General features: G+C 41.7%; 26 protein-coding genes. 17 read left to right on the top strand and 9 right to left on the bottom strand.

Annotated elements, in window-relative coordinates:
• The first annotated feature begins 3 nt into the window (after positions 1-3).
• On the top strand, positions 4-444 hold the full coding sequence (locus JU57_RS07420) for a Sua5/YciO/YrdC/YwlC family protein (RefSeq protein WP_037959031.1): 441 nt from the start codon (positions 4-6) through the stop codon (positions 442-444).
• A 367-nt stretch (positions 445-811) separates the two neighbouring features.
• Here JU57_RS07420 and JU57_RS07415 read toward each other — a convergent pair whose 3' ends face one another.
• The 6 genes from JU57_RS07415 to JU57_RS07390 form a co-directional block, all read right to left on the bottom strand.
• Complete coding sequence (locus tag JU57_RS07415; protein ID WP_037959029.1) at positions 812-1,180, bottom strand: NifB/NifX family molybdenum-iron cluster-binding protein; 369 nt, start codon at positions 1,178-1,180, stop codon at positions 812-814.
• 78 nt (positions 1,181-1,258) lie between these two features.
• Positions 1,259-1,597, bottom strand: a complete 339-nt coding sequence (locus JU57_RS07410; RefSeq protein ID WP_037959026.1) for a NifB/NifX family molybdenum-iron cluster-binding protein — start codon at positions 1,595-1,597, stop codon at positions 1,259-1,261.
• 2 nt (positions 1,598-1,599) lie between these two features.
• Entirely contained in the window at positions 1,600-2,481 is an 882-nt protein-coding gene (locus JU57_RS07405) for an ATP-binding protein (RefSeq protein WP_294876546.1), read from the bottom strand.
• Positions 2,478-3,341, bottom strand: a complete 864-nt coding sequence (locus tag JU57_RS07400; protein ID WP_037959023.1) for an ATP-binding protein — start codon at positions 3,339-3,341, stop codon at positions 2,478-2,480. The genes JU57_RS07405 and JU57_RS07400 overlap by 4 nt, the downstream gene beginning before the upstream one ends.
• Positions 3,338-3,601, bottom strand: a complete 264-nt coding sequence (locus tag JU57_RS07395) for a hypothetical protein (protein ID WP_051906704.1) — start codon at positions 3,599-3,601, stop codon at positions 3,338-3,340. Before JU57_RS07395 ends, JU57_RS07400 begins: the two co-directional genes overlap by 4 nt.
• A 24-nt stretch (positions 3,602-3,625) precedes the next feature.
• Entirely contained in the window at positions 3,626-4,081 is a 456-nt protein-coding gene (locus JU57_RS07390) for a DUF134 domain-containing protein (RefSeq protein WP_037959021.1), read from the bottom strand.
• Between the two features lie 165 nt (positions 4,082-4,246).
• On the opposite strand from JU57_RS07390, the gene JU57_RS07385 reads away from it, so the two are divergent.
• A complete protein-coding gene (locus JU57_RS07385; protein ID WP_037959017.1) occupies positions 4,247-4,801 on the top strand; it encodes a hypothetical protein in 555 nt (184 codons plus the stop codon).
• A gap of 158 nt (positions 4,802-4,959) precedes the next feature.
• On the opposite strand, the gene JU57_RS07380 is transcribed toward JU57_RS07385, so the two are convergent.
• On the bottom strand, positions 4,960-5,604 hold the full coding sequence (locus JU57_RS07380) for a tRNA threonylcarbamoyladenosine dehydratase (RefSeq protein ID WP_037959015.1): 645 nt from the start codon (positions 5,602-5,604) through the stop codon (positions 4,960-4,962).
• The gene (gene surE / locus JU57_RS07375) at positions 5,604-6,389 is read right to left on the bottom strand and encodes a 5'/3'-nucleotidase SurE (protein ID WP_037959013.1); all 786 of its coding nucleotides are present in this window, start codon (positions 6,387-6,389) and stop codon (positions 5,604-5,606) included. Before surE ends, JU57_RS07380 begins: the two co-directional genes overlap by 1 nt.
• Positions 6,390-6,490: 101 nt before the next feature.
• Between surE and lpxB the strand changes: the two genes are divergently transcribed.
• Genes lpxB through JU57_RS07340 form a run of 7 tightly spaced genes read left to right on the top strand, consistent with a single transcriptional unit; the run spans position 6,491 to position 13,577 of the window.
• Positions 6,491-7,546: a lipid-A-disaccharide synthase gene (lpxB, locus tag JU57_RS07370; protein ID WP_037959010.1), complete on the top strand. Its 1,056-nt coding sequence runs from the start codon at positions 6,491-6,493 to the stop codon at positions 7,544-7,546.
• Complete coding sequence (greA, locus tag JU57_RS07365; RefSeq protein WP_037959007.1) at positions 7,543-8,040, top strand: transcription elongation factor GreA; 498 nt, start codon at positions 7,543-7,545, stop codon at positions 8,038-8,040. The genes lpxB and greA overlap by 4 nt, the downstream gene beginning before the upstream one ends.
• A gap of 1 nt (position 8,041) precedes the next feature.
• Positions 8,042-9,055, top strand: a complete 1,014-nt coding sequence (gene argC / locus JU57_RS07360; RefSeq protein ID WP_294876535.1) for an N-acetyl-gamma-glutamyl-phosphate reductase — start codon at positions 8,042-8,044, stop codon at positions 9,053-9,055.
• Positions 9,045-9,779, top strand: coding sequence for a UDP-2,3-diacylglucosamine diphosphatase (locus JU57_RS07355; protein WP_037959004.1), 735 nt, complete (start codon positions 9,045-9,047; stop codon positions 9,777-9,779). Before argC ends, JU57_RS07355 begins: the two co-directional genes overlap by 11 nt.
• Complete coding sequence (locus JU57_RS07350; protein WP_037959001.1) at positions 9,772-10,722, top strand: chemotaxis protein; 951 nt, start codon at positions 9,772-9,774, stop codon at positions 10,720-10,722. The genes JU57_RS07355 and JU57_RS07350 overlap by 8 nt, the downstream gene beginning before the upstream one ends.
• A 10-nt stretch (positions 10,723-10,732) precedes the next feature.
• The gene (locus tag JU57_RS07345) at positions 10,733-13,069 is read left to right on the top strand and encodes a chemotaxis protein CheW (RefSeq protein ID WP_037958990.1); all 2,337 of its coding nucleotides are present in this window, start codon (positions 10,733-10,735) and stop codon (positions 13,067-13,069) included.
• 13 nt (positions 13,070-13,082) lie between these two features.
• Positions 13,083-13,577: a chemotaxis protein CheW gene (locus JU57_RS07340; protein WP_037958987.1), complete on the top strand. Its 495-nt coding sequence runs from the start codon at positions 13,083-13,085 to the stop codon at positions 13,575-13,577.
• Between the two features lie 49 nt (positions 13,578-13,626).
• Here JU57_RS07340 and JU57_RS07335 read toward each other — a convergent pair whose 3' ends face one another.
• Positions 13,627-14,541 (bottom strand): methylenetetrahydrofolate reductase, encoded by a 915-nt coding sequence (locus JU57_RS07335; RefSeq protein WP_037958984.1) that lies wholly within the window; start codon positions 14,539-14,541, stop codon positions 13,627-13,629.
• Between the two features lie 134 nt (positions 14,542-14,675).
• Here JU57_RS07335 and serB point away from each other — a divergent pair, with 134 nt between their 5' ends.
• The 8 genes from serB (at position 14,676) to pheA (ending at position 22,142) form a co-directional block, all read left to right on the top strand.
• On the top strand, positions 14,676-15,296 hold the full coding sequence (serB, locus tag JU57_RS07330) for a phosphoserine phosphatase SerB (protein ID WP_037958981.1): 621 nt from the start codon (positions 14,676-14,678) through the stop codon (positions 15,294-15,296).
• 12 nt (positions 15,297-15,308) lie between these two features.
• Positions 15,309-16,307: a transaldolase gene (locus JU57_RS07325; protein ID WP_037958978.1), complete on the top strand. Its 999-nt coding sequence runs from the start codon at positions 15,309-15,311 to the stop codon at positions 16,305-16,307.
• Positions 16,308-16,321: 14 nt separating this feature from the next.
• Complete coding sequence (locus tag JU57_RS07320; RefSeq protein WP_037958976.1) at positions 16,322-17,524, top strand: PilT/PilU family type 4a pilus ATPase; 1,203 nt, start codon at positions 16,322-16,324, stop codon at positions 17,522-17,524.
• A 66-nt stretch (positions 17,525-17,590) separates the two neighbouring features.
• Positions 17,591-18,127, top strand: a complete 537-nt coding sequence (locus JU57_RS07315; protein ID WP_037958973.1) for a 50S ribosomal protein L25/general stress protein Ctc — start codon at positions 17,591-17,593, stop codon at positions 18,125-18,127.
• A gap of 8 nt (positions 18,128-18,135) precedes the next feature.
• A complete protein-coding gene (pth, locus tag JU57_RS07310) occupies positions 18,136-18,711 on the top strand; it encodes an aminoacyl-tRNA hydrolase (RefSeq protein ID WP_037958971.1) in 576 nt (191 codons plus the stop codon).
• Positions 18,708-19,766, top strand: coding sequence for an LptF/LptG family permease (locus tag JU57_RS07305; RefSeq protein WP_037958969.1), 1,059 nt, complete (start codon positions 18,708-18,710; stop codon positions 19,764-19,766). The genes pth and JU57_RS07305 overlap by 4 nt, the downstream gene beginning before the upstream one ends.
• A 78-nt stretch (positions 19,767-19,844) precedes the next feature.
• Positions 19,845-21,050, top strand: a complete 1,206-nt coding sequence (gene lysA / locus JU57_RS07300; RefSeq protein ID WP_037958966.1) for a diaminopimelate decarboxylase — start codon at positions 19,845-19,847, stop codon at positions 21,048-21,050.
• 24 nt (positions 21,051-21,074) lie between these two features.
• On the top strand, positions 21,075-22,142 hold the full coding sequence (pheA, locus tag JU57_RS07295) for a prephenate dehydratase (RefSeq protein ID WP_037958963.1): 1,068 nt from the start codon (positions 21,075-21,077) through the stop codon (positions 22,140-22,142).
• The last annotated feature ends 2 nt before the right edge of the window (positions 22,143-22,144 follow it).

The raw sequence follows: 22,144 nt of genomic DNA, 5'->3' as shown, positions 1-22,144 counted from the left end.
CCTATGAACCCCGACCTTGTTTATCTCGCTCAAACAGAGACAACAGCGGGGTTCCTCTCTCAAAATGCTGAAGCACTCATCAAGACGAAAAACCGCCCAAGCGGTAAATCGTTTTTGATGAGTGTGGATTCACTCACCACCCTTCGTCGTTTTACCAGAGTTCCCAAACGCCATAAAAACCGTGTTCGCAAAGCTCAAAAAACAACCTTTGTATATTCGTGTGGATTAGCGATTCGTGTGGTGAAAGATGAAGCGCATTTGCAGTTTCTACGAAAATTAAAATGGACTTATTCTACTTCGTCAAACCCCAGTGGAAAGGGCTTTGATGAAGTGTATGCACAAGAGAGAGCCGATGTGATACTCTTTACATGTAAAGGTTTTTTTGAGGCTAAGCCTTCTTCGATTTTGAAGCTTGGGAAACGAAAAATACAAAAATTACGCTAATATTTACAATGGACTCTCTAACTAATTGAAGTAAAACTAAGACTGCGAGCTAAAATTTCAACTTTTTGAGTGACAGAATATCTTCTTATGAAAGGGGCTACTTTAGTTTAAAATAGCCCCTTTTGTCTTTAGATGTAAAGCTTACATCTTCCCCATAATCTTCCGAATTGCCAACAAAGCCAGCGTCAACCCAAATGGTGCTGTTACACACATCAAACTTTCCATCGCTCTACAAATTGGTTTTTCATTGGAAAAGACGGTTAAAATGAGCATTAAAAACCACTTTTTTAAGAGATACTTTCAAAATTTTAGGAGCCTCCAACTAAATCAGATGCTCCTATAGAGGGGTTAAAATTTTGAATCTTTTTTAATGTTTGTGATTGCAGCTGTGATTTGGATCAATTTTGGCAACGTTGCCTGCTAAAAAATCACGGAGAGAATCTTCAAGATTTTCATTTTTGTCATCAAAAAAGACATCAATACCGACGGCTAAAAACTTTTTCAAAGGCTCGCCACCTATGCCTGAAACAACTAATTTCTCAGCTCCTAAAGATTGTATATTGGCTACAGCGTCGGCACATCCACCTGTCACATGCCCTGGATTTTTGTGGACACTCACATCTTGAACAATACCATCTTCAACGGTAATCAGGGTATAAAAATTAGCTCTCCCAAAATGAGCACCGCGTTTTGATTTTAGTCCGTCTTCTTTCATTGTTGGAAATACTATCGTCATAACGTATCCTTTTTAGGTAAGAGTGTTCTTACAGAAATTTTTTACTATTTCGTAAGAATACTATTTGGTTTCAATAAACTAAAATTTCTCAAGTCTATTTTCTTGATACGCTTTATACGCATCACTAACGCTTATCTCGCCAGCACCTACAAAGATGGTTGTTCCCATTTTGCTCAGCACCGCATGCGCATTTTCTCCTGGTCCATTGCCTGTAATGATAACATCTGCTTTCAAATCTGCCATTGCTTGAGCCATTTTTGGTCCTGCACCATGCTCTTGAGCCGCAATATCCGCATTATTGTGAATGGTGATATCACCACTCTCTTCATCATACAAGACGACATACTCTGCACGCCCAAAACGTGCTTCCATCATCGAATCCCATGTGGGTTCTTTGGTTGTAAAGGCTATTTTCATTGTTAGACTCCTAATGTCTGTTTAATGGTTTCAAAACTCTCTTCAAGCAATTTTTTTAATACGGGATCAGTGTACTCTGTAACCGTTTTCCCTTCGATCATTGCTTGCGAAAACGCTGTCATATAAGGAATACTCTTTACATGTAAAATAGATTCCTCCTCTAAAAATTGTTCTATTTGAGAACAAACCGTGGTATTGAGATCGTATTTATTGATGATACAGCCTGCTTTAATACGAAACCGCTTGACAACTTCGTAGACTCTTTTTAGATCATGAAGTCCCGAAAGCGTTGGCTCTGTTACGAGTAGGACAAAGTTTGCACCACTCAAAGAGGAGACTACGGGGCAACCAATACCTGGAGAACCATCGACAATCAGAAGAGATTTATTTTCTGCAAGGGCTATTGCTTTGCCTTCTTTTTTGACTTTGGCGACTAATTTACCAGAATTTTCAGCGCCAATATTGAGTTTTGCATGAATCATCTCATTGCCATATTTTGTGTGAGAGTGATACCATGAGCCTACATTACGCTCACTCATAACAATCGCATGAGGTCGGCATACATGTGAGCAGTATCCGCATCCTTCACATGAAAGTGCATCAATAACATAATGCCCTTCTTTAAAATCAATCGCATCAAAGCGACAGACATCAGCACATCGACCACAATTTCGACACAACGTCTTATCAATGTGAGCAATTTTACCACTGTAAAAATCTTCTTGATGGGCAAAATCTGGCTGCAATAAAAGGTGCAGATCTGCTGCGTCCACATCACAATCCACAACAATACATGACTCTTTTGCCAAGCTAGCGAGTGCTGCAGTGATAGAAGTTTTGCCTGTGCCACCTTTCCCCGAGATGACAACAATCTCTTTCATCATGCACGTTCCTTCGAAAATTGTTTTAAATACAAAGCAATGCTTTGCATTTCATCTTTAAATGTTTCGATTTCTTTATAAATTAATTTCCCTTGAGAATAGAGCTTGGCAGCTTCGATTGAATGAGGTATTTTGGCAAGAACAGGAATGGCTTCTTTTTCACAATAACTTAGTACATCGTCATTGCCCATACCGTAACGATTAATCACCACACCGAAATTTTTCTTTAGCGCTCTGGTTGTCTCTACTGCAAGGGTTAAATCATGCAAGCCAAAAGGCGTCGGTTCTGTGACCAAAATGACAAAATCTGCATCTTTGATGGACTCAATCACAGGGCAGGAAGTTCCCGGAGGTGAGTCATATAGTTTGAGGGTATCATCACTAAAATACTTCTCAACATATTTTTTGGTTTGTGATATCAGTGAGACAGCTTGTTCTTCTCCTATATTTAAACGCCCTTCTACGAAATCTATCTGTTGTGTACGAAAATGGCTTAACTCACCCATTTTTTGCGCTTCCATAGGAAGTGAATTTGTAGGACATAACTCAGAACAGGCATAACAGCTATGGCATAAATTGGGGAAGACCAAGATTTCATTAGCAATGGCAATTAAAGCGTGAAAATTACAAATCTCTACACAGTGATTACAGTGCGTACACGTAGAACTTTCCCACTGAGGAATCATCTTCATTTTGTCTTCTTTTTTTAAAAACTCACCGTTTAAAAAAAGATTGGAATTAGGCTCCTCTACATCTAAATCAACGAGAACGACGCGTTCACGTTCTCCTAAAAACATGGCAAGATTGGTGGAAAGGGTTGTTTTCCCCGTTCCACCTTTGCCACTGGCTATAGCTATCTTCATGCTTGGATGACTTTTTCTTGGTTATGTAAGAGTTCTTCTCTTACTAACGTATGCGCGCACGCTGGACATTTTTGCGTGGTGCATTTGACGCCTCTTTCGTGAGGAACCTTTGTGCCACATTTTGTACAAACACAAAAACCTCCTGCTCCAAATGCCCCACCATGATTGCGTCCACCATGGATTCCATTACCATTGATACCTCTTCTGTTTCCATTCCCATTGCCGTTACCGCATTGGTTACGATTTGTTTTTCCAAACATTGTAAACTCCTATTTTTTAAAACGTTAGCATCCGTCTCTATGTGCTTTTTTATGGCAACATCTTCCATGCCCAAACCCTTTTGCAAAATCAACTAAGTGTTCGCTATGACACAGGGGACACTGTTCTTTCTCTTCGTGCATTGTTGATCTAAAAAAATGGCTGCAATCAAGACATTGATATAAATTTTCTTTAAAATGGATGCTTCCGCCATCAATCATGAGTTTTAACCCATCGATTAACATTGAAGCCAATTTTTTACGAGCACGCTCTACAAGTCGTGTAAATGTAGAGCGTGAAATTCCCATTGCTTCAGACGCTTGCTCATGCTCAAGACCTTCATAATCCGCTAATCGTATAGCTTCATATTCGTCAAGTTCCAATGTCACCGTCCCTAATTTCATACCACCAATACCTGCAGGTTTAAAGGTTGTAAACAAAGGAGGGTGACTCACTATGCGCTCTTTTGGATTTCTAGCCATTGAACATCCTGATTTCTTATAAGATACAGGCATTATAATACACATATGTGCATAATGTCAAGAGATATTTCAATCTTAGATATGTTTTACATGTAAAGATTATTATTGACATATGTGCATAATGAGGGTATAGTTTTTAGATAAATTTATAATCAAGGTTGAGAGATGTTGAAAGTAGTTAGCATTGTTGTAGGACTCGTCGTGGCATTGGTGTTGGGAAACGCCATCTATGCACAACTCACGAAAAGCGGTTCTCGCTCCATGAATCTTAGTTGTCAAAAAGAGGTCGTTGTCTTTGAACGTGTCTATTTTCAAGAGCAGATTCATGCGCTTAAAGAAGCGACGCATTTAAAAGGAGTTGAGCTAAAACTTCAGATACAAAAAGCACGCTACGCACCTTCAAAACTTTTTGAGACTTTAGATCTTGAAGAAGTAAAACATATATTAACCAAGGAGTTTGGTGAAGCCTCATCTCAAAATGTCCCTCGCTTGGATTTACTGATTTATGAAAATGACCCTTTGGACCCAGGGAAAAAGACTAAAGAGGCAAAACTCTATGCGGGATATTTGGTCTTTGGTTTTTACATGGGAGAGGCTTTGATTTACAAAATACAAATTGATTTTATGGACAAAGAGGGTAAAGACATTGCCAAACGCATTGCTTGTGCAAAAGCATCTTTAATGGCTTTGCAAGATATGGTTATAAAGAGTGGTGCATGACGCTTAGATTAATATGATAAGTAAGCAGAAACATGGGATACATTATTAAAGTTTTGGCACTAAAACCCATTTTGTTGGCATTTTTCCGTTGATTTTATTGGTTAATATAACGAATTATCTACAAAGAATAAAAAGTTGGACTAGATTACATGTCAAGCTTACATCTTCCCCGTAATCTTACGAATCGCCAATGAAGCGAGCGTCAACCCAAATGAAGCCGTCACGCACATCAAACTACCCATCTCTTTACAAATCGGCTTTTCATCGGAAAATACCGTTAAGAATGAGCCTTGAAAGCCAGTTTTTTTAAGCCCCTCACGAAAGCTTTTTGCCAGTGCATCGCCATAGGTGTCCCAAATAGGAGCATAGTGAATTTTGGTGGGGTCGATTTTTTTAGCGCCACCTGCGGAACTTAGCAGTTTGGTGTGGGCTTTGTGTGCCACAGCTATTTTGGCTTCCATGTCATCAATAGCGTCAATGACGATGTCATAGGGTTTAAAGTCAAAGTTTTCAACCCATTCAGGAGTAACTTTTGCCACAATCGGCGTCACACCTTTATAGAGGCTTGCCATGTGCAAGACTTTGACTGCGCCGACGGCTTCCGAACCTAGTTGTCTGTTTTGATTGGTCACATCGTAAGTATCAAAATCAACGATGGTGATGTCGCTCACCCCTGTGCGGTACAGTGCGTCTAAACACGGGCTTCCGACACCGCCGATGCCTAAAAGAAGTATTTTGGCGCTTTGGAGTTTTTCAAAGTCTTCACCAAAAACGCGTCTGACACGAGAGTAACGATCTTCCATTATTTTATCCATTCTTTGAGTGTTTCAATTTCATCGTGGGCAGTCATATCGAGTTTGATGGGCGTGATGGAGACATAACCTTCATCGATGGCGCTCAGGTCGCAGTCATCTATTTCACCTTTTTTCCACTCAAGCGTATGCACACCAAGCCAGTAGTACTCTTCGCCCCTTGGGTTTCGGTGCAGATGCGCGTCATTGCCATACATTCTGTAACCTGCACGGGTGATCTTGTAGCCCTTGCACTCTTCGGGTTTGAGAGCGGGAATGTTGACATTTAAAAAGCGACGCTCTGCAAGAGGAAAGGTACCATCTAAAATGCGTTTAGCAAGATCATGTACGGTTCGCTCGGCGAGATCATAGCCGTGGGTTAGCTCGATGTTTTGAGGGCCACCCGTATAAACTTGAGAGATAGCAATAGAGGGAACACCATGAAGGGCTGCTTCCATTGCCGCACTCGCTGTTCCGCTATACGTGATGTCTTCGCCCAAATTGGAGCCTTTGTTGATGCCACTCACGACCAAATCAGGTTTGCTTTCGCCTTCAAAAAGAGCGTTGAGTGAGAGATAAATACAGTCCGTGGGGGTGCCATCATCAAGTTTGTAAAAATCATCACCAAGCGCAACAAAGCGAAGCGGACGCGTGAGGGTAAGGGAGTGTCCGCATGCGGATTTTTCAGAAGTGGGGGCTACAATGGTGACATGACCTAAAGGACGAAGTGCGCGAGCAAGGGCGTGAAGTCCAGGACTTTCAAAGCCATCATCATTGGTAATTAAAATACGTTTCATTGAAAATGCCTACTTTTTTTAAAACATTATAACGAAACTGACTTATACTTTTAAGAGATTTTTGTATAGACTTCGTGTAATAGAATACAAAAGGTGCTATTTTGAAATTACTTGTCTCCGCCTTAGAGCCATCTGCCAATTTACACTTAGAACCCATTTTAAACGCCCTTGAGCGGTGTGAAATTTATGGCATTTTTGATGAGCGCTTTGGAAAACCTTTGATGCCCAGTCGTGCTTTTTCGATCATGGGATTTTTAGATGCGCTGCCAAAAATTCGCAAAGCCAAAAAGGCGATCAAGATTATGGCGCGAATGAGTTTTTTTGTGGACAAAGTGCTGCTCATCGACTCACCTGCATTTAATTTGCCTTTGGCAAAAGCGATTAAAACGATCAATCCCAATGTTGAAATTATCTATTATATCTTGCCAAAAGTGTGGGCATGGAAACCCAAACGTGTGGAAGCGATGGAGAAATACTGCACCGTGTTAGCTTCCATTTTCCCGTTTGAACAGCAGTTTTACACCAAAGCAACCTATGTGGGAAACCCATTGCTCGATGAAATTCCTCTGTTTAAACTGCGCTATGAAGAGACGGGGATTGTTTCTTTTTTCCCAGGGAGTCGTAAGAGTGAGATTCGCAGTCTTTTTCCGATTTATAAGGAGTTGGCTTCTAAAATCGAGGGGAAAGAGAAGTGGCTGGTGATTCCAGCACATTATGATTACCGTGAAATTGCAGAGATTTATGGCGATATTCATGACTTTAAGATCTGTCGTAACACCTACGAGGCGTTAGAGCGCAGTGAGTTTGCGTTTGTCTGTTCCGGAACGGCGACGCTTGAAGCAGCACTCGTAGGCGTTCCGTTTGTTTTGGCGTACAAAGCCAAAGCGCTGGATTATTGGATCGCGAAGCAGTTTGTGAAACTCAAACATGTAGGTCTTGCCAACATCATTTTTGATTTTGAAAACAAAGAGCCGTTACATGAGGAACTGTTGCAAGAAGAGGTGCATGCGCAACGTCTGTTTGAGGCATATGAAAATGTGGACAGAGAAGCATTTTTTAGCCGTATCACCGAGCTTAGGAAGATACTGGGGCATGGCAGTCAAGAGGCAATGATAAGCATAATGAAGATAATAGAAGAGATAAGGAGTAAAGAATGAGCACTGCAAAAGAACCAATGACCGAATACGGTTACAAAAAATTGATGAATGAACTCAATGATCTTAAAAAAAAGCAACGGCCTGAGACGGTTATTGAGCTTGATATCGCACGAAGTCACGGCGATTTAAAAGAAAATGCGGAGTACCACGCAGCCAAAGAGCGTTTAGCGTTTATTGATGGGCGTATTGGCGAGCTTAGCGATTTGGTCTCGCGCGCGCAAGTGATTGACCCGACTTCGTATGAGCATGAAAAAATTCGCTTTGGCTCGACCATTATGTTGGAAAACTTAGAGACCAACGAAGAGGTGACGTACACCATCGTGGGAAGTACCGAGAGCAATCCGGACCGTGGGCTCATTTCGTACTATTCACCTTTAGCGATTCAGTTAATGGGGCGAGGAGAGGGTGAAGAAGTGACCATCAAACTGCCTTCAGGCAAACAAGAGTATGAGATTTTAGAAGTCGCATACCGTAAGATCAATTTCGAGGGATAAGATGTCAAAAATAGACGTAGCCATCATTGGAGCAAGCGGTTATACTGGGCTAGAGCTGATCAAAATTTTGATCAACCATCCCCATTTTAACATCAGCTACATTGCAACCACGGAAGGTGGCATGAAAGCGAGCGAATTGCATCCAAGCTTATTGGGCGTTTTTGAGCAAGAGGTTTTAAAAGCCGATGCTGCAGAAGTCGCCAAACACGCCAAACTCGCTTTTTTAGCGCTTCCGCACAAAGCAGCGATGGGGTTTGCCAAAGAGCTTTTGGATTTACATGTAAAGGTGGTGGACCTCTCAGCAGATTATCGTTTGGAGCTGGAAGCCTATGAGAAACATTATTGCGAGCATGAAGATAAAGAGCATCTAAACGAGGCAGTGTATGGGCTTCCTGAGATCAATCGCGCCAAAATCAAAGAGGCGAATCTGATTGCCAATCCAGGGTGTTATCCGACCGCTTCGATTTTGGGTATTTTGCCGTTTTTGAATTATCTCAATCAAGAAGCGCCTATCTTCATCGATGCGAAAAGCGGTGTCTCCGGTGCGGGCAAAAAGCCAAGCCTTACAGCGCATTTTGTCACGATCAATGAAAATATCTTTGCGTACAATCCTCTCAAACATCGCCATGAGCCCGAGATCGCTGAAAAATTACGCCTTGTGAGTGGACATCCGTTTGAAGTCAATTTTATACCGCATTTATTGCCTGTGAGTCGTGGCATGTTGGTGAGTTCGTATTTACAAACGAATGAAGTGATTGATGCCAAAGCCATTCTTCACGCCTTTTACAAAAACGAGCATTTTGTGCGTATCCGTGAAGTACCTGTCGATATTAAATCAACGGCTGGAACGAACTTTTGCGATATTTTTGTGAGCCAAAAAGGCAGATCCATTTTTGTCTCATCGAGCATCGACAACCTTTTGCGTGGTGCGTCCTCTCAAGCGGTCGCGAATGCAAATTTAATGTGCGGTTTTGAAGAGTCCGCAGGAATCCCTATTATCGCCTATGTCCCCTAATCTTATCATCCAAGAAGGAGCGCTTTTTATTGCCGATGCGCATGACTCAGATGAGCGCTCTTTCTTCTTTGATTTTCTTTTACATGTAAAGCAAAATCCTCCACCCCAACTCTTTTTAATGGGCGACATGTTCGACCTTTTGGTGGGCAGTGTTGCGTATGGCGTCAAACAATACCAAGGCTATATTGATCTGATTGAGGCGCTTGGAAAACACTGTGAGGTTTACTATTTTGAGGGCAATCATGACTTTGATCTCTCCAAACTCTTTAACCATGTAAAGGTCATTCCTTTAGAAGCACAACCGCTTACATGTAAACTTCCCAGTGGCAAAACCTGCTTGTTGTTGCATGGTGATAAATATGGAACGCTCCTTAACCGTATTTATACTAAAGCAATCCGCAATCAAAGTGTCTTAAAAATCTTGAATTTCTTGGATGAAGCGTGGGATCATGCAATCTCCAAAAAGATCCAAAAAGACCAACGCACGAAAAAATTGTGCAAGACCATCGAGCATTTTGCAACGCAAATACAACGCAAGCTTCATTTTTACCCCAAAACGGACGTTATTGCAGAGGGACATTACCATCAGAATGTCGATTTTATGGTCTCTGGCGTGCATTACATTAATTTTTCTTCTTTTGCGTGCAATCAAAGTTACTTTAGTGTACAATCTTCCTCAGAGACAGAATTTGCGCAAAAGCAACTAAGGGGCTGCAATGGCTAAAGAGAGTATTTTAAAAGTAGGCTCTAATGAAATGGAGCTGGTGGACTTCCGTATTTTTAAAAAGGAAGAAAACGGTGTGTATGAGGGAATTTATGGTGTGAACGTTGCCAAAGTGCGCGAAATCATCAAAATTCCTAATTTAACAGAGCTTCCAGGCGTTCCTGATTATATCGAGGGGATTTTTGACCTTCGTGGAATCGTAATTCCTGTGGTGAATCTTGCAAAATGGATGAACATTAAAGAGCCGGATGATGGATCGATTAAACCTCGTATTATCATTACGGAGTTTAGCGATATTTTGATCGGCTTTGTGGTTCATGAAGCCAAACGCATTCGCCGTATCAGCTGGAAAGATATTGAGCCAGCATCGTTTGTTGCGGGCATGGGCTCACTGGATAAGAGTCAGATTACGGGTGTAACGCGTATTGAAAACGACGATGTGCTTTTGATCTTAGATCTTGAGAGCGTGGTTCAAGCTTTGGGAATTTATCAGCCTAAGATGGATCTTAATGATGATCAAATTGCGAAAATTGAAGGAACAGCACTGATTTTGGATGACAGTATGACGGCTCGAAAGCTTGTCAGTGATGTTCTTAAAAAAATGGGAATGCACGTCGTGGAAGCCAAAGATGGTATTGAAGGGATGCAAAGGCTTAATGAGCTTTATGCGACCTACAGTGATCGATTAACGGATGAGGTTAAGATTATTATCAGTGATGTTGAAATGCCTCAAATGGATGGATTTCACTTTGCAGCGAGTGTGAAAGAGGATGCTCGGTTTAAAAATATTCCGATTGTTTTTAACTCTTCTATTAGCGATCATTTTAGCGAGATCAGGGGTAAAGAGGCGGGCGGTGAAGCCTATTTAGCGAAATTTGATGCATCAATGTTTTACAAAGAAGTCTCTAAAATCATCAAATCACACGTGAAAACAGCACAATAGGGGTAGAACGATGGAAGATATTCAAGAAATTTTAGAAGATTTTTTGGTTGAAGCGTTCGAACTTATTGAACAACTTGATCAAAACTTAGTAGAGCTCGAATCCAATCCTGATGATTTGGAATTGCTCAACAGTATTTTTAGGGTAGCACATACGATTAAAGGGTCATCATCCTTTTTAAATTTTGACATTTTAACAGGCTTAACACACCACATGGAAGATGTTTTAAATAAAGCACGCCATGGGGATTTAAAACTCACACCTGAAGTGATGGATGTGGTTTTGGAGTCCATCGATTTGATGAAAAGTTTGCTTCATGCCATTCGTGACTCGGGAAATGACACCTCTGTGGGGATTGACATTACTGATATTTGCCGTCGTTTAGACATTATCTCTAATGGTGAAGCTGCTGCAAATGTTGTTGTAACAGCAGAGGAAGTGGATGAGTCTCCAACCCCTACGTACGAAGAAGATGATAATACCGACTACTCCAAATTAAGCGACAAAGAGGTCGAAGACGAAATTGAGCGTCTTTTAAAAATGCGTAAAGAAGAAGATCGCAAACGCAAAGAAAATACCAGTGCTACTAAAGCTGCTGCTGTACCGACACCATCGTTTGAGAGTTTGAAAGATAACGATGAAGAAATAGCACCAAAAGCGGCGGCTGAACCTGTAGCTGCAAAACGTGCTTCAGCTGAAGCCAATGCGCCAGCTAAAAAAGAGTCAGCCAGTGCGATGGAGCAAACCATTCGCGTTGAGGTGAAACGCCTTGACCATTTAATGAACTTGATCGGTGAGTTGGTTTTGGGTAAAAACCGACTTTTAAAAATTTACGACGACGTTGAAGAGCGTTATGAGGGTGAGAAGTTTTTAGAAGAGTTAAACCAAGTCGTTTCATCGATTTCACTTGTCACAACCGATCTTCAAATTGCGGTTATGAAAACCAGAATGCTTCCAATTGCGAAAGTTTTCAATAAATTCCCAAGAATGGTACGCGATCTTTCTCGTGAACTTGGAAAGCAGATCGAGCTTGAAATTTCAGGTGAAGAGACCGAGCTTGATAAGTCCATCGTGGAAGAGATTGGTGATCCACTGGTCCATATTATTCGTAACTCATGCGATCATGGTATTGAAGATGGTGCAACCAGACGTGCCAATGGCAAAGCTGAGATGGGACTTATTCAGCTTAAAGCGTACAATGAGGGCAATCACATTGTTATTGAGATCACCGATGATGGTAAAGGGCTTGATCCGGATCTGTTACGCTCAAAAGCAGTTGAAAAAGGGATGATCACCGAGAGAGAAGCGGACGCGATGACCGACAAAGAAGCCTTTGCGTTGATCTTTAGACCATCGCTTTCAACGGCCAAAGTTGTGACAAACGTTTCAGGTCGTGGTGTGGGCATGGATGTTGTTAAAACCAACATTGAAAAACTCAACGGTATTATTGATGTCGACAGCGAAGTGGGGCATGGTACGGTGATTAAACTCAAAATTCCTTTGACTCTCGCCATTATTCAAGCCTTGCTGGTTGGCGCGCAAGAGGAGTACTATGCGATTCCATTAGCATCTGTTTTGGAAACGGTTCGTATCCCACTGGATGAGATTTATACAATTGAAGGAAAAAACGTTCTCAGACTTCGTGATGAAGTGCTCTCTTTGGTGCGCCTCTCAGACATCTTTGGTGTTAAACAGGTGTACGAAGGTGGTGAGCATACCTATGTGGTTGTCATTGGGCTTGCAGAGTCTAAACTGGGCGTTGTGGTTGATACTTTGGTGGGGCAAGAAGAGATTGTTATTAAATCTTTGGGTGATTATCTCCAAGGCATTGAAGGCATTGCAGGTGCTACGATCAGGGGTGATGGACGTGTGACATTGATCGTCGATGTGGCTGCTCTGATGAACCTTGCAAAGGGCATCACGGTTGATATTCGTGCGAGTGCAGAAGCGGTCGTAAAAACCAAAACCGTACCAAGCGACTACATTGTTTTAGCGGTGGATGATAGTGCCATGGATCGTAATATCATGAAAAAATCAATGGAGCCCATTGGGGTTAAAGTGCTTGAAGCCAGCAATGGTCAAGAAGCCCTCAACATGCTCAAATCGGCTGAATACAGCATTGATGCGGTCTTAATTGATATTGAGATGCCACGTATGGATGGATACACGCTTGCGGGTGAAATTCGTAAATATTCAAAATATAAAAACCTGCCACTCATTGCCGTAACATCCCGTACGTCCAAATCAGACAGACTCAGAGGCGTTGAATCAGGTATGAGTGAATACATCACCAAACCATACTCTCCTGAATACCTTGAGAGTGTTGTACGAAAAAATATAAAACTATAAGTGGGGCAAAACGATGAATGATAAACTCAATCAAATTCTTAAAAAACAGCAACAACAAGTTGATGAGCCGCACAAAAAAGAGGATGATGTTATTCAACTGGTCGGATTTATTATAGGACAAGAAGAGTATGCGGTGCCTATTTTAAGCATTCAAGAGATTATTAAACCGATTGAATACACGAGGGTTCCTAGTGTACCAACCTATATTTTGGGTGTCTTTAATCTTCGTGGAAGTGTCATTCCCTTGATCGATCTTAGAAGCAAGTTCAAAATGGACCCGGCAAAAGTGACAGAAGATACGCGCTACATTGTGATGAAAGGGGTGGACAATACCGCAGGTTTTGTGATCGATCGTCTCACAGAAGCGATTCGCATTAAAAGCAGTCGTATTGGACCACCACCTGAGACAATTCATGCGGAAAAAGGGATGGTGTATGGCATTGGAATGCGGGATGAAAATATCTTGACGATTCTCAAAGTCGAACAGCTCTTAAAACGCGATTTCTAAACCTTCATAAAGCGCCAAATCAAGCGGTTTGGCGCTTTACATGTAAACCTTAATACTTCACCAAATCGGCGACCAATTCAAAGTTATTGGCACTCATCATATGAATCTTTGGATGAATCTTTTTAAGCTCTAAAAAGGCATTTAACGAGAGTTCAAACCCCACTTTTTTCTCTTCTTCTTCACTGATTTTTTTAGCGTGAGAAAGTTTATCCATCCAAACAGAAGGCACGTGAATGCCCGGAACGTGCGCACTCAAAAATTGAGCGGTACGCAGTTTAATAATCGGGAAAAATCCTAAAATCAGTTGCGCTTGGCTCTGCTCTTTGTTGATCTCGGCTTTAGCATCTTTAAGCAAGTTTAAAAGCATTTTCGCATTTTCAACGCTGTAAACAGGCTGGGTGATGATGCCAACGGCGCCATGTTTGATCTTTGTTGCCATCTTTTTCATCAAGTTTTTAGGCGTATTGGCATGGGCGTTGCAAACGGTAAAGGAGTAAATGGGTTTGGGTTGCGTTTTAAACGGCTTTCCCGAGTAGTCAATGCCTGCGTTAAAGCACTGAATGATCTCTAAAAGAAGCGTACTGTTACCTTCAAAAACCCCTTTAACTGCAGGTTGATCACTGGCACTGGCAGGATCACCCGTAAGGGCTAAAATCGTGCGCAGATCAAATCCGTTGGCACCCAAAAGGTCCGATTGTAAGGCGACTTTATTGCGATCTCGCATGCTCATTGTCGCGATGACGGGTTTATGAAACTGGGTTTGAAGTTTGAGCGCGCCAAAAAGGGCATTGAATTTCAGACGTGCGAGCGGGTTGTCGGTGGTGCTAAAGCCATCCACGATTTTATCCAGACCCAAAGCTGCAATTTTTTCAATAATCGGCTCAAACGTTGGCTCGTGCATCGGTGTTGTCTCAAGCGTCAAAAAGGTGTCATGCTTTAATTTTTCGATAAAATTTTCAATCATTGCGTTTATCCATTTGGGTGAACTTTGGCGTATTATAACTTAAACGCCGAAAAAGAGGTAATCGTTTACTGTTTTATTGCCTAAGCAAGATACTGCTATAATAAGTGCCTTAAGAATCACAAGGAGCAATTTGGATGAAGTTGTGTGTGTTTGATTTTGACTCAACGCTGATGGATGGCGAGACCATCGATTTTCTAGCCAAAGCGCATGGGGTCGAAAAAGAGGTTTCAACGATAACCGAAGCTGCGATGCGCGGAGAGCTTGATTTTTTCGAGAGTTTGAGCACGCGCGTGGGGCTTTTAAAAGGGATGGACGCCAAAATTGCAGAAGAGATGTGCGCTTGCTTACCTTTGATGAATGGTGCCAAAGAGGCAATCGCAGGACTTAAAGCCAAAGGGTATACGGTAGTGGTTTTTAGCGGAGGTTTTCGCATTGCCACAACCCCTGCGAAAGCGATTTTAGGGTTTGATGCGGATTTTGCCAATGTTTTACATGTAAAAGAAGGTCACTTAAGTGGACTGGTCGGTGGCGACATGATGTTTGGTTTTTCCAAAGGTGATATGCTAAAACGCCTGCAAAATCTTTTACATGTAAGCTATGAAAACACGATTGCCGTGGGTGATGGCGCGAATGACATCTCCATGTTTGAACGTGCGGCGAAGAAAGTAGCTTTTTGCGCCAAACCGATTTTGAAAAATGCTGCCAATGTGATTATCGATGAGAAAGATATGCGCAATCTTCTCCAATTTATTTAAAAGAGTCCAATAATGTATAACAATGAACTGAAATTTTCGTTATGGTGTGATTTTGTGGAGCGAAGCTTCCTTGAGGGTGAATTTGGTGAGTTGATTGAAAAAAATATCGTCAATGCTGCAACGAGTAATCCTTCGATTTTTCAAGCTGCCTTTTTAGGCTCACCTGCGTATGCGGAAGATAAAGCCAAACTTCAAGGCAAATCGGCCAAAGAGATGTACGAAGCACTGGCAATTAGCGACATTCAACTCGCTGCTAAAAAACTTTTGAATTCGTATGAAAAAGGTGACGATGGTTTTATCAGCATCGAAGTGGATCCTTTTTTGTGCGATGATGCGGAAGCAACTGTCGAAGAGGGTAAACGCCTTTTTAAAGCAATTGGTTACCCGAATGTGATGATCAAAGTCCCTGCGACGGAGGCTGGTTTTAGTGCGATGGAAGCGTTGTTGAGCGAAGGCATTAATGTCAATGCAACCCTCATTTTTTCCGATACCCAAACCCAAGAGTGCCTCAAAGCCTTTGGCAGCGCGAATAAAACGTTAGTCGAAAAAGGGGTTAAAAAACTTCCTCAAGCGGTCATCAGTATCTTTGTCAGTCGTTTTGATCGTAAGTTGGATGAGCAGCTTGCCAAAATAGATTTTGTAACAGCGCGCGTGGGCATTATGAACGCGATGCGATGTTATGCGCTGATTGAAAATGCAAAATTAGCCAATGTCAGGGCGTTGTTTGCAAGTACGGGCGTTAAAGGCGATAAGCTCAGTCCTGATTATTACATTAAAGAGCTTTTTCTCGAAAATTCGATCAATACCGCACCGCTTGCAACGATTAAAGCCTTCATTGGCTCTTCCAAAGCGTGCAAGCCCATCGAGCTTAGATCCGATTGGATTGAGAACTTTTTTCACTCCGTAGAGGCCAATGGTATCGATATGAACACCGTCTGTGATGAATTGATGGATGAGGGTTTACGTGCCTTTAAAGAAGCTTTTGTAGAGATTTTAAACGAACTCAAATAGACAAAGGATGCCCAATGGCAGCAGTTGAAGTCAATGTAAGCGAACTCACATTTGAGATGACCAAAAAGCTGAAGTTTTACCTCAGTAAGCTGGTTGAACACAAGGGAAGTGATTTACATGTAAAGACCGGAACGACCATTCGAGGGCGTATTAATGGTGAAATTGTCTCCTTTTCGAAAGAGGCACTTGGGTATCAAGATGGACTAACACTTGCCAAAGAGCTCTTACGAAGTCGTTTTCCAGAGCTGGTTGAGAAGAAAAACATTGACTTTACCTTTAAGCTCAACGATGAGTACCGTTTTCGTGTCAATATGTTTTTTCAAGTCGATGGTGTCTCCGCGGTTTTTAGAACGATTCCAATGGTTCTTCCTACGATTGAATCGCTTCATTTGCCTGCTATTTTGAACACACTGTGCGATCTTCCTCGCGGTCTTATTTTGGTTACTGGACCTACGGGATCGGGTAAAACAACGACACTTGCTTCGATGATCAATCGCATCAACAAGACGCAAAAAAAGCATATTATCACGATTGAAGACCCTGTAGAGTTTATCTACAAAGATGAGTCGTGCGTGGTCAATCAGCGTGCCATCGGGCAAGATGCGATCTCCTTCTCCGATGCCCTTCGTGCCGCACTTCGTGAAGATCCTGATGTGATTTTGGTGGGTGAGATGCGCGATCTTGAGACGATCGAAACGGCGATGCACGCAGCCGAAACGGGTCACTTAGTGCTCTCAACTTTGCACACTGTGGATGCAAAAGAGACCGTTGGGCGTATCATTGGGATGTTTCCTGGCAGTGAGCAAAACCGCATCAAGATGTCATTGGCGTCCGTTTTGCAAGGCATTGTTGCGCAACGCTTGGTTAAAACGGTCGATAACGGACGAACAGCGGCGGTTGAAATTTTGGTCAAAAACGCCCGTATTGAAGCGTTGATTTTAGAAGGGCGTGAGGGCGAGATACCTGACGCGCTTAAAGAGGGAAAAGATGTGTATAAAACGCAAACCTTTGATCAAGCCCTTTTAGGATTGTACGCAGAAGATCGGATTTCACGCGAAGCGGCGATTCAAACCTCGACCAGTCGCAATGATCTTACGATGGCACTGGATTTTTACGATGCGGATAAAAGTCAAAAAGAGACACGCAAAGATGAGGCACGTGTGAGCATCAAAGAGCTTCAAGAGATCGACAAAGACATTCTTAGCTTAAAAAAATAGAGACTTTATATAGCTTTTAGGTTTACTCATGTACAATTAGCACCTTATTTTTTACAAAGGAAAACTATGTTAGAAGGCATCATTAGAGATAGTATCGAAAAAAAGGCTACCAAAGCGCTTCGTAGAGATGGATATCTAATTGCTAACATTTACGGTAAGGGTGAACAAAACATCAATGCTGCATTTAAAGCAAACGAATTCATCAAAGCAGCAAAGAGTAAAGAGACGCTTATTTTCCCAGTCAAAGTTGCGGGTAAAGAGTACAATGTTGTGATCCAAGATTACCAAAGAGACCCAGTAAACAGCAATCTTTTACATGTAGATTTGCGTATTGCACTTCCAGGCGTTCTTAGTAAATATTTAGTGCCTGTTGTCCTTGAAGGTCTTCCAATCGGTACAAAAAACAAAGGTGTTTTGATTCAATCCAAAAAACGTTTAACCGTTAAATGTACAGCAGAAAATTTACCAAACAGCTTCGTCGTTGACGTTAGTGGCCTTGATGTTGGTAATACCATTCTCGTACGTGACATCCCCGTTCCAGCAAACGTTATCATCATGGATGAGACACGTGTTTCTGTTGCCGGAGTTATTAAAGCGAAGTAACGCTTATCATGACACTGATCGTAGGGCTTGGAAATCCAGACTTACAGTACAAAAACAATCGACACAATGTCGGTTTTATGGTCATCGATGCACTCATCGATGACCAATCTTCTTGCGAAAAAATCACCAAAACCAATTTCAAAGGCGAGTTTTTTAAAGCCCCTTCCATGTTTCTACTTAAACCCACAACCTATATGAACCTCTCAGGCGAAAGTGTTCGAGCGGTGGATGATTACTTTAAACCCGATCAAATCATTGTCATTCATGATGATTTAGACCTTCCTTTTGGAACCCTGCGTTTTAAAATTGGAGGAGGTCATGGCGGTCATAACGGGTTAAGATCGATCGATGCACACATTGGATCAGAGTATATTAGGGTGCGCATTGGCATTGGAAAACCCTTGCATAAAAGCGATGTAGCCAAGTATGTACTTTCTGATTTTTCAGCGTGTCAGCGAGAATTTTTACCTGAAATTCTTTTACATGTAAAGAAAAGCATTCAAGCACTCCTCTCACAGGATTTAAAAGAAGTTTCGCTACAATACGCCCTTAAACAAACACTGTGCGATGGGGATAAGGTATGAAACTTTTTGAGAAATACATTGTTAAAAATTATCTCAAAAATTTCTTTGTTATTTTCATAGCGCTTGATCTTTTTTATGTCGGTGTTGATCTGCTTACCAATTACAATAACATTCCCGATTCTGCCAATTTACAGCTACTTTACGCGATTTTCCAAGGGATGAATGCGGTCAATTATGTCCTGCCACTCTCCATCGTTTTTGGAATGGTTGTGACCTATTTTGGGATGATCAAATCCAACGAGCTCATTTGTATGTACGCTTCTAGTATCTCAAAACGCTCTTTGATCAGACCTTTTTTTCTGACAGCTTTCGTTTTAACGCTGGGCTACATTGGGCTTAATTGTACCGAGTTTGCCTATGCGTACGAGTATAGTGCCAATCTTAAAAAATACAACCGCATCTCCACCAGTTCCGAAGATCTTTTCTTAAAACACGATAACCAGTATGTCTATTTTAAGCGGCTTGACCCTCTTAAACAAGTCGCGTATGATGTCACGATTTTTGAAGTGGAGAGTGTGGATCTTACCAAGATCATTCGTGCTTCCGTGGCCTCCTTTATTCAAAATCACTGGGTTTTAGAAAAAGTGAGCATTATTTATAAACCGCATGTCAGTTCGCTGGATGATACAGGATACCGTACGGAAAGTGTTGAAACACTTAAAGCGATGGAAAATTTTAAACCGAAGATCATGGACAATGTATATCAGAGCGAATACGCGCTCTCCATTATCGATGGCATCGATGCGCTGCTTTTTTTTGAAACCCAAGGGGTCAATACCCACAAGATCAAAGCGACACTTTTCTACCAACTTTTTTTCCCACTTTTTGCCCCATTTTTGATTGTCATTTTGTACTATAAAGCACCTGTGATGGGTCGCTATTTTAATATGGCGCTGATCGCTTCCTCGTTTGCTTTTATCACCCTTGTGGTGTGGAGTGGACTCTTTTTGCTCAGCCGTTTGGCAGCCAATGGCGTGATTTTTGCTGAGATTGCTATTTTACTTCCGATTATTCTGCTATTTTTTACAGCATTACATTTTTACGCTAAACGCTAAATAGGACACAATTTAATCATTTTTTGTTGAACTTTTTGATAGAATAAAAAATTATTGTTATCTCTAATAAGGTTCAAAATGACGAAATTCCAAGCTTTGGCACACAAATATGGCACCCCTCTATACGTGTATGATTTTGATACGATCGACACAAAATTTTCTGCTCTCAAAGAGGTTTTTAAAGCACGCAAATCATTGATCTGTTTTGCCGTAAAATCAAACTCCAATCTTTCCGTTTTAAAACACATGGCATATCTGGGTGCTGGATGCGATTGCGTCTCCATTGGCGAAGTGAAACGTGCTTTAGTCGCAGGTATCCCAAAATACAAAATTATTTTTAGCGGTGTGGGTAAACGGGATGAAGAGATTGAAGAAGCCCTTCAAAACGATATTTTGATGATCAACCTTGAGAGTGAAGAGGAGATGAACCGCGTTGAGATGATTGCTTTAAAACTAGGCGTGGTTGCACGTATCAGCATTCGTGTTAATCCCAATATCGATGCCCAAACCCATCCGTATATCTCAACCGGACTTCATGAAAATAAATTTGGCGTGGATGTGGACAGTGCCAAACGGATGTACATTCATGCCAAAAACAGCGCTTCACTCGATCCTGTAGGTATTCATTTTCACATTGGAAGTCAGATAACCGAAGTGGAGCCTTTTAGAGAAGCGGCACTGGTGTTGGCGAATTTATTACGAAATCTAAAAGCGCTCAAAATAGAGATTAAATTTTTTGATGTGGGCGGTGGCATTGGTATTCAGTACAAAGATGAAACGACCATTGCTCTTTATGAGTACGCGCAGTCCATTTTTGCAGCCCTCACAGGGCTTGATATCACGCTTGTGTGTGAGCCAGGACGCTATTTGGTAGGCGATTGTGGCTTCTTTTTAACGCGTGTGTTGTATGAAAAAAACAATGGGTTTAAACGCTTTGTGATCGTAGATGGCGCGATGAACGATCTGATTCGCCCCAGTCTTTACCAAGCGTATCATGCCATTAATGTTGAAGGCAAAGAAGATCACGCAACAAGTGTGTGTGATGTTGTGGGTCCTATTTGTGAGAGTGGCGACTTTTTTGCGAAAAATATTGCACTTCCCACCCTTGAGCACGATGACCTTTTGGTCGTTAAAAGCGCAGGAGCCTACGGATTTACAATGAGTAGCAATTACAACACACGTACGCGCGTCGCCGAAGTGGCACTTGAAAACGGCGAAGATCGCTTGATCCGCCAGCGTGAAAGCTTTGAAGATGTGATTGCATTAGAACGAGCATATCTGTGAGTTATTCCATAGGAAAGGCACATCATGCAGGTAATCGATATATTTCGCAAAGAGATTGATCTGATTGACAATGAGATCTTAAAACTGCTCAATGAACGTATGGAAAAGGTCAAAGAGATTGGGCGTGCCAAACAAACCAGTGGAACAGCAATTTACCGACCAGAACGTGAAAAAGAGATCTTAGATCGTCTTAAAGCGCTCAATAACGGTGCGCTGAACACAAAAGCGATTGACGCAATTTTTTTAGAAGTTTTTGCCGTAAGCCGCAATCTAGAATTTCCTGAGAAAATCGCATTTATGGGACCAGAAGGCAGTTACACGCATCAAGCTGCAGAGAGTCGTTTTGGCGCGATGGGCAGTTATATTGAAGTCAGTTCTATCGAAGCGGTGTTTCATGTCTTGGAAAATGGTGAAGCAAAATACGGCGTAGTTCCTGTGGAAAATAACACCGCAGGTGCCGTGGGTACGACACTGGATTGTTTAGGAAAATTTAGCTCAAAAATTGTCGCAGAACTGTACATGGACATCCACCACTCGTTTGCTACGGTGTGTGAGGATATTAAAAAAGTGAAACGCATCTACTCGCATCCACAAGGTTACAATCAATGTCGAAGATTTTTAGAAGAGCATATGCTCTTAGGCGTAGAGTTTATCCCCACCAAATCAACGGCAGAAGCGGCGAAAAAAGCGAGTGAAGATCACGATGCTGCGGCGATTTGCTCGCACATTGCTGCTAAATTATCGAATCTGCCTATTCTGTTTGAAAAAATTGAAGACAATATGGCAAACCAAACACGCTTTTTGATTTTGAGCGACTTTAAAAATAAAAAAGGGATTCATAATAAAACCTCCATTTTAGCAAAGACCGATGATAAACCAGGCGGTCTTGTGGAGTTTTTGCAAACCTTTCAAGATCAAAAAGTGAATCTGACGAAGATTGAGTCGCGCCCAACGAAAGACAAAGGGTTTCAATCCATTTTTTACATGGATTTTGAGGGGCACATAGATGATGAAAATGTCCAAAAAGTGATCGAAGAGAACAGGGATAGATACGATATTAAATGGCTTGGAAGCTATATTTGTGGAGGATGATG

Source organism: Sulfurospirillum sp. SCADC (assembly GCF_000743525.1).
GTDB lineage: Bacteria > Campylobacterota > Campylobacteria > Campylobacterales > Sulfurospirillaceae > Sulfurospirillum.
Note: the sequence above shows the minus strand (reverse complement) of the source record. Positions and strands in the feature narration are given on the sequence as shown.

What these genes read in the sequence shown, in the direction of transcription:
- JU57_RS07420 (WP_037959031.1), top strand. Translation starts at nt 4, where the DNA reads ATGAACCCCGACCTTGTTTATCTCGCTCAAACAGAGACAACAGCGGGG.
- JU57_RS07415 (WP_037959029.1), bottom strand. Translation starts at nt 1,180, where the DNA reads ATGACGATAGTATTTCCAACAATGAAAGAAGACGGACTAAAATCAAAA.
- JU57_RS07410 (WP_037959026.1), bottom strand. Translation starts at nt 1,597, where the DNA reads ATGAAAATAGCCTTTACAACCAAAGAACCCACATGGGATTCGATGATG.
- JU57_RS07405 (WP_294876546.1), bottom strand. Translation starts at nt 2,481, where the DNA reads ATGATGAAAGAGATTGTTGTCATCTCGGGGAAAGGTGGCACAGGCAAA.
- JU57_RS07400 (WP_037959023.1), bottom strand. Translation starts at nt 3,341, where the DNA reads ATGAAGATAGCTATAGCCAGTGGCAAAGGTGGAACGGGGAAAACAACC.
- JU57_RS07395 (WP_051906704.1), bottom strand. Translation starts at nt 3,601, where the DNA reads ATGTTTGGAAAAACAAATCGTAACCAATGCGGTAACGGCAATGGGAAT.
- JU57_RS07390 (WP_037959021.1), bottom strand. Translation starts at nt 4,081, where the DNA reads ATGGCTAGAAATCCAAAAGAGCGCATAGTGAGTCACCCTCCTTTGTTT.
- JU57_RS07385 (WP_037959017.1), top strand. Translation starts at nt 4,247, where the DNA reads ATGTTGAAAGTAGTTAGCATTGTTGTAGGACTCGTCGTGGCATTGGTG.
- JU57_RS07380 (WP_037959015.1), bottom strand. Translation starts at nt 5,604, where the DNA reads ATGGAAGATCGTTACTCTCGTGTCAGACGCGTTTTTGGTGAAGACTTT.
- surE (WP_037959013.1), bottom strand. Translation starts at nt 6,389, where the DNA reads ATGAAACGTATTTTAATTACCAATGATGATGGCTTTGAAAGTCCTGGA.
- greA (WP_037959007.1), top strand. Translation starts at nt 7,543, where the DNA reads ATGAGCACTGCAAAAGAACCAATGACCGAATACGGTTACAAAAAATTG.
- argC (WP_294876535.1), top strand. Translation starts at nt 8,042, where the DNA reads ATGTCAAAAATAGACGTAGCCATCATTGGAGCAAGCGGTTATACTGGG.
- JU57_RS07355 (WP_037959004.1), top strand. Translation starts at nt 9,045, where the DNA reads ATGTCCCCTAATCTTATCATCCAAGAAGGAGCGCTTTTTATTGCCGAT.
- JU57_RS07350 (WP_037959001.1), top strand. Translation starts at nt 9,772, where the DNA reads ATGGCTAAAGAGAGTATTTTAAAAGTAGGCTCTAATGAAATGGAGCTG.
- JU57_RS07345 (WP_037958990.1), top strand. Translation starts at nt 10,733, where the DNA reads ATGGAAGATATTCAAGAAATTTTAGAAGATTTTTTGGTTGAAGCGTTC.
- JU57_RS07340 (WP_037958987.1), top strand. Translation starts at nt 13,083, where the DNA reads ATGAATGATAAACTCAATCAAATTCTTAAAAAACAGCAACAACAAGTT.
- JU57_RS07335 (WP_037958984.1), bottom strand. Translation starts at nt 14,541, where the DNA reads ATGATTGAAAATTTTATCGAAAAATTAAAGCATGACACCTTTTTGACG.
- serB (WP_037958981.1), top strand. Translation starts at nt 14,676, where the DNA reads ATGAAGTTGTGTGTGTTTGATTTTGACTCAACGCTGATGGATGGCGAG.
- JU57_RS07325 (WP_037958978.1), top strand. Translation starts at nt 15,309, where the DNA reads ATGTATAACAATGAACTGAAATTTTCGTTATGGTGTGATTTTGTGGAG.
- JU57_RS07320 (WP_037958976.1), top strand. Translation starts at nt 16,322, where the DNA reads ATGGCAGCAGTTGAAGTCAATGTAAGCGAACTCACATTTGAGATGACC.
- JU57_RS07315 (WP_037958973.1), top strand. Translation starts at nt 17,591, where the DNA reads ATGTTAGAAGGCATCATTAGAGATAGTATCGAAAAAAAGGCTACCAAA.
- pth (WP_037958971.1), top strand. Translation starts at nt 18,136, where the DNA reads ATGACACTGATCGTAGGGCTTGGAAATCCAGACTTACAGTACAAAAAC.
- JU57_RS07305 (WP_037958969.1), top strand. Translation starts at nt 18,708, where the DNA reads ATGAAACTTTTTGAGAAATACATTGTTAAAAATTATCTCAAAAATTTC.
- lysA (WP_037958966.1), top strand. Translation starts at nt 19,845, where the DNA reads ATGACGAAATTCCAAGCTTTGGCACACAAATATGGCACCCCTCTATAC.
- pheA (WP_037958963.1), top strand. Translation starts at nt 21,075, where the DNA reads ATGCAGGTAATCGATATATTTCGCAAAGAGATTGATCTGATTGACAAT.